Raw genomic sequence first — 5,027 nt, forward strand, 5'->3', positions numbered from 1 at the left:
CCCGCGGGTCGCGGGCCGTGACGGCGGCGCTGTCGCCGCGTTCCAGGACGGTCTCGGCGAGGGCCCGTCCGAGCCCGGTCGAGCAGCCGGTGATGAACCAGACGGTCATTTCTGTACGTCCTTCGTATGCGTGGCTTCCACCGCTTCCGTTCCGTCCGAGGCGCTGCCGGCGGCGAGGCTGCCGAGCAGGGCCAGCGCCTCCTCGGACGCGCTGCCCGGTGCGGCCTGGTAGACGACGAGCTGCTGCCCCGGGGCGCTGTTCACGGTCAGCGACTCGTAGGTCAGCGTCAGCTCGCCGACGAGCGGATGCTGGAAGCGCTTCGTCTCATGCGTCTTCTGGCGGATGTCGTGGCGGGCCCACAGCCGGCGGAACTCGGCGCTCTTCACCGACAGCTCGCCGACCGTCTCGACCAGCGCGGGATCGTCCGGGTCGAGCCCGGCGGACGCCCGCAGCCCGGCGACGGTGTTGACCGCGACCCGGTCCCACTCGGGGTAGAAGTCCCGCCCGCCGGGGTCGAGGAACACCAGCCGGACCAGGTCGCCGCTGTACGCGTGGCCGTCGAACAGGGCCTTGCCGAGCGGGTTGTGGGCGAGGACGGTGAGCGTGCGGCCGAGCACGACCGCCGGGGTGTTCGGCCAGGCGTGCAGCATCTGCAGCAGGTTCGGGCTGACCCGCTCCCTGCGCGGCGCGCGGCGTCCCCTGGTCTGCGGTCGCGCGAGCTCGTGCAGGTGCGCGGCCGCGTCCTCCTCCAGGTTCAGCGCGCGCGCCAGCGCGTCGACGACCTGCGCCGACGGGTTCCGCTCGCGGCCCTGTTCCAGCCGCACGTAGTAGTCGGCGCTGACCCCGGCCAGCTGCGCGACCTCCTCGCGGCGCAGCCCGGCGACCCGCCGCCGCGGCCCCGGCTCGATGCCCGCGTCCTCCGGCGGGACGAGCCCGCGCCGCGCCCGCAGGAACTCGCCGAGTGCGTTCTCCCTGTCCATGCCTTCGAGGCTAGGCGCGGCGGGGCGGGGCCGGGCCCGTCAAGGTGGCCCCGCCGCACCCACCCTCACGCGGTCGGCAGGCCCTCCCGCTCGGCGATCACGCCGAGCGCCTCGTGCAGGGCGGCGCGCCGGTCCCCGCCGAGGTCGGCGGCGATCTCCTCGTCCACCTCCCGCGCCGCCTCCGCGCACCTGCGCAGCAGCTCGCGGCCGTGGCCGGTCAGCGTGAGGACCTGCCGCCGCCGGTCGGCCGGGTCGCGGCGCCGCTCGATCGCGCCCAGCCCCACCAGGTGGTCGGCCAGCGCGACGACCAGGCTCGGCGCGACGCGCATCCGGGTGGCGAGGTCCTGCTGCGACGCGGCGACGCCGGCCTCCAGCGCCGTCATCAGCCCGGCGTGCTTCGGCTTCAGGTCGTGGGCGGCGATCCGCGCGGCGAACCGGTCGCCGTAGATCGCGCCGAGCGTCGCGAGCCGGAACGCCACCGTCGAGGGCAGGCCGCCGGCATCGCTCATGCCCCCGATGCTACTCGCCGTGAATCATTCTCCGGCTGAATCGTCCGGGTGCTCGGCGCAGAGGCAGCCGACGCCCCTCTCGATCCACTCCCGGCCGGCCCATTCGGGGTGCCGCTCGATCATCAGCGCCCGGACCTCCTCGGCGATCTCCTCCTCGCCCGCGGCGGAGTCCCGGCGGGCCCAGGTCTCGTCGCGCAGCAGTTCCAGGTAGTCGCGGACGTCCGCCAGCAGGTCGGGGCCGCCGATGTCCCCGTGCCCGGGGACCACCACGCGCGGCGCCCGCTCCGCCAGCCGCCGCATCACCGCGATCCAGCGGGTCCCGGAGACGTCGGTGTCGTGCGGCGGGAACCACGGGAAGATCGCGAACTGGCCGGCCTCGGCGAGGTCCCCGGTGAACATCACGCCGGCGTCCGGGACCGTCACCACCTGGTCGCCCCGGCTGTGCGCCCGGCCCGTCGCCCGCAGCCGCACCACCCGCCCGCCGAGGTCGAGATCGTGCGCCTCGCCGTAGACGGTGTCGGGCGCGCGCAGCTCGACGCCTTCGAGCTGACGGGCGACCGGCGCGCCGAGCCCGCGGAACATGTGCAGGTAGCCGTCGCCCTTGGCGGCGAGATCCTCCGCCTGCGCGGCGTTGACCAGGTACGTCGCCTCGCCGGCGAACGCCTGCGCGCCGAACGCGTGCTCGGGGTGGAAATGCGTCGTCGTCAGGTACAGCCTGCGGCCCCTGGCGTACTCGCCGGCGAACCTCAGCACCGCCTCGGCGTTGCGCGGCCCCATCCCCGTCTCGACGACCAGCACGGAATGCGCGCCGCCGATGACGCCGACGTTCGGCACCAGCTCCACGCCGCGGTTCGGGATCACCACGAGGTCGTCGGCGACCTCCAGCGCTCCGGCGACGTCCACGACCGGGTCGGGCCCCGTGTACTCCAGTGCTTCAGGCATGGCGTTACTCCTCGTCTCAGGAGCCTCCAGTGCATCGCCGGGGCGTCGCGGGCGTCCAACACCGGTTCCGTTCGCCCGATACCGTCCGGATATCGTCGCCGGTGATGGACCTACGCTCGCTGCGCTACTTCGTGGCCGTCGCCGAGGAACGCCACTTCGGGCGCGCCGCCGCGCGGCTGCACATGACGCAGCCGCCGCTGAGCCGGGCCATCAGGCGGCTGGAGACCGACCTCGGGGCCGTCCTGCTGGAGCGATCGCCGTCCGGGGTCGCGCTGACCGCCGCCGGGACGGTCCTCTACGACGAGGCGCGCCTGCTGCTGGAGCAGGCCGGCCACCTGCGCGCCCGCGTCGCCGCCGCGACCGGCGCCGCCACGCTGACGATCGGCACGCTCGCCGACAGCGCGCAGCAGGCGGGCACCCGGCTCGCCGCCGCGTTCCGCCGCCGCCACCCCGGCGTCGACGTCCGCGTCCGCGAGGCCGACCTCGCCGACCCCACCACCGGCCTGCGGGCCGGGCTCGTCGACGTCGCGCTCACCCGGACGCCCTTCGACACCACCGGCATCACCGTCCACGAGCTGCGCGCCGACCCCGTCGGGGTGGTCCTGCGCGCGGACGATCCGCTCGCGGGTCGCGGCACCCTGCGGCTGGACGACCTCGCCGGCCGCCGATGGTTCCGGTTCCCGGACGGGACCGACCCGTTGTGGGCCGCCTACTGGACCAGCCCATCCGATGGTCTGGCGGTGGACGGCCCCGTGGTGCGGACCGTCAATGAGTGCATCCAGGCCGTCCTGTGGAGCGGGACGATCGGGCTCGGCCCGCTCGCCGACGAGCTGCCCGACGGCCTCGTCTCCGTCCCCGTGACCGACATGCCGCCGAGCCGGCTGGTCGTCGCCTGGGCGGGGGAGAACCCCGGCCCCCTCATCCGCTCATTCGCGCAGATCGCCGCCGCCCTCCTCCGCTCCGACGCCCCGTAGGACCCATCAGGGCCGGCGGCCCGGCGGCGGCTCCGCGCCGAACACCCAGGGCGCGAGGACGACCTGCCACCCGTCCGGATCCTGGAACACGACCGCCCCGTGCTCCGACCAGTACGGGTTCTCCGGCGCGACCGGCCGGTGCCCGTGCCCGGCCAGGCGGGCCGCCGCCGCGTCCCGCGCCCCGGCGCCCCGGAGATAGAGGACGAGCTGGTTCTCCGGGTGCGGCTCCGGGATCCGGGGCGGCGCGCCGCTCTGCGTGATCTCCATGTGCACGGGCGTCCCCGGCAGGCCGAACACCACCCCGTCGTACCCGGCGTGGTCCCGCCATTCGGCCAGCACCGGCAGGCCCAGCACGTCCCGGTAGAACGCGAGGACCTCCTCGAAGCGCGCCGTCGGCCGCGCGAACCGCACGGCCCCGACGTCCAGGTGCTCAGGCCACATCGTCCCGGCCCTCGTCCGGCACCAAGAGGACGACCTTGCCCCGGCCGTGGCCGGTGGCGACCTCGCGGTGCGCGTCCGCCGCGCGGTCGAGGGGGAACGTCGCGCGCAGGTGCAGGCGCAGCCGTCCCTCCGCGTAGAAGCGCGCGGCCTCCGCGACGCGCGCCGACGACCGCTTGTCCGGGGTGACGCGCACGCCGAGTTCGGCGGCCCGCGCGTGCTCGACCAGCGTGATGATCCGGTTCCGGTCCCGGACGAGCTTCAGCGACACCTCCAGCGCGTCGCCGCCCGCCCCGTCGAGCGCGGCGTCCACCCCGCCGGGCGCCGCGTCCCGGACGCGCTCCTCCAGGCCGTCCCCGTAGGCGACCGGGATGGCGCCGAGCGAGCGCAGGTAGTCGTGGTTGGCCTCGCTCGCCGTGCCGACGACGGTCGCGCCGGCGATCCGCGCGAGCTGGACGGCGACCGCCCCGACCCCGCCCGCCGCCGCGTGGACGAGCAGGGTGTCGCCGGCGCCGACGCCCATCTCCTCCAGCGCGATGTGCGGCGTCATCACCGCCGCCGGGAACGCGCCCGCCACCTCCCACGGCATGCTCGCGGGCTTGGCCGTCACCGCCGCGGCCGGGACGACGACGTACTCCGCGTAGGCGTTGAGCCGGCAGTTGCCCATCACCTCGTCGCCCGCCCGGAAGCCCGCGACCCCGTCGCCGACCTGGTCGACCGTGCCCGCGAACTCGTTGCCCGGCACGCGCGGGAACCCCTCCGGCGTCCCCGGCGGCGTCCACCCCTCCCGGACGGCCAGGTCGAACGGCTGCACCCCCGCGGCCCGGACCCGGACTCGGACCTCGCCCGGCCCCGCCTCGGGCGCCCCGATCTCCATCGGCCTCAGCACGTCCGGTCCGCCCGGCTCGCTGAACCCCGCGACCCGCATGATTCCTCCCCAGAGTCGATCACGCAGCACGCTAGGACCTCGACCAAGGTCGAGGTCAACTCCGCCGCCCCGCCGAAAAGTGATGCCCGATTCGCTCGGTCACGTACGGATTTGTCATATCTCACTAGGATGCTGGCGTGCACGACGATCATGACGGCCTTCCGGCCGCCGGCACCGAGGCCCTCGACCTGGCGACCGCGCCGCTGCGGCCGCTGCCCGACGACCCGGCGGGCGGCGACGAACCGGAACCGGAGG

At 75.3% G+C, this 5,027-nt stretch carries 6 protein-coding genes; 1 reads left to right on the top strand and 5 read right to left on the bottom strand.

Annotation, left to right across the window (positions count from 1 at the left end; translation table 11 throughout):
• Positions 1–105 precede the first annotated feature (105 nt).
• The 3 genes from ABZ914_RS46380 to ABZ914_RS46390 all read right to left on the bottom strand — a co-directional run bounded on the left by ABZ914_RS46380 (position 106) and on the right by ABZ914_RS46390 (position 2,432).
• On the bottom strand, positions 106–981 hold the full coding sequence (locus ABZ914_RS46380) for a helix-turn-helix transcriptional regulator (RefSeq protein WP_500201040.1): 876 nt from the start codon (positions 979–981) through the stop codon (positions 106–108).
• Positions 982–1,046: 65 nt separating this feature from the next.
• A complete protein-coding gene (locus ABZ914_RS46385) occupies positions 1,047–1,490 on the bottom strand; it encodes a MarR family winged helix-turn-helix transcriptional regulator (RefSeq protein WP_500201041.1) in 444 nt (147 codons plus the stop codon).
• A 24-nt stretch (positions 1,491–1,514) separates the two neighbouring features.
• Positions 1,515–2,432 (bottom strand): MBL fold metallo-hydrolase, encoded by a 918-nt coding sequence (locus ABZ914_RS46390; protein WP_500201042.1) that lies wholly within the window; start codon positions 2,430–2,432, stop codon positions 1,515–1,517.
• 104 nt (positions 2,433–2,536) lie between these two features.
• Here ABZ914_RS46390 and ABZ914_RS46395 point away from each other — a divergent pair, with 104 nt between their 5' ends.
• A complete protein-coding gene (locus tag ABZ914_RS46395; RefSeq protein ID WP_500201043.1) occupies positions 2,537–3,406 on the top strand; it encodes a LysR family transcriptional regulator in 870 nt (289 codons plus the stop codon).
• 6 nt (positions 3,407–3,412) lie between these two features.
• Here the strand turns inward: ABZ914_RS46395 and ABZ914_RS46400 are convergent, their stop codons facing one another.
• Positions 3,413–3,847, bottom strand: coding sequence for a VOC family protein (locus ABZ914_RS46400; protein WP_500201044.1), 435 nt, complete (start codon positions 3,845–3,847; stop codon positions 3,413–3,415).
• Entirely contained in the window at positions 3,837–4,772 is a 936-nt protein-coding gene (locus ABZ914_RS46405; RefSeq protein WP_500201045.1) for an NADP-dependent oxidoreductase, read from the bottom strand. The genes ABZ914_RS46400 and ABZ914_RS46405 overlap by 11 nt, the downstream gene beginning before the upstream one ends.
• Positions 4,773–5,027: the final 255 nt, after the last annotated feature.

Origin of the sequence: Spirillospora sp. NPDC046719 (assembly GCF_040645715.1) — a bacterium.
Taxonomy (GTDB): domain Bacteria; phylum Actinomycetota; class Actinomycetes; order Streptosporangiales; family Streptosporangiaceae; genus Spirillospora.